Origin of the sequence: Paenibacillus zeisoli (assembly GCF_003994465.1) — a bacterium.
GTDB classification, from domain to species: Bacteria; Bacillota; Bacilli; order Paenibacillales; family Paenibacillaceae; genus Fontibacillus; species Fontibacillus zeisoli.
The window spans coordinates 1-416 of the sequence record NZ_RZNX01000022.1 but is presented as its reverse complement, the minus strand read 5'-3'; the positions used below and the strand labels follow the sequence as shown (position 1 = coordinate 416).

General features: G+C 56.0%; 1 rRNA gene. It reads left to right on the top strand.

The features are described from left to right. A 16S ribosomal RNA gene (locus tag EJP77_RS20515) occupies positions 1 to 403 on the top strand; the annotation flags it as partial. Between the last annotated feature and the right edge of the window lie 13 nt (positions 404 to 416).

The window sequence follows — 416 nt, the reverse complement described above, 5'->3', positions numbered from 1 at the left end:
TGGGCACTCTAGAATGACTGCCGGTGACAAACCGGAGGAAGGCGGGGATGACGTCAAATCATCATGCCCCTTATGACTTGGGCTACACACGTACTACAATGGCCGGTACAACGGGAAGCGAAGCCGCGAGGTGGAGCGAATCCTAGAAAAGCCGGTCTCAGTTCGGATTGCAGGCTGCAACTCGCCTGCATGAAGTCGGAATTGCTAGTAATCGCGGATCAGCATGCCGCGGTGAATACGTTCCCGGGTCTTGTACACACCGCCCGTCACACCACGAGAGTTTACAACACCCGAAGTCGGTGAGGTAACCGCAAGGAGCCAGCCGCCGAAGGTGGGGTAGATGATTGGGGTGAAGTCGTAACAAGGTAGCCGTATCGGAAGGTGCGGCTGGATCACCTCCTTTCTATGGAGAATCG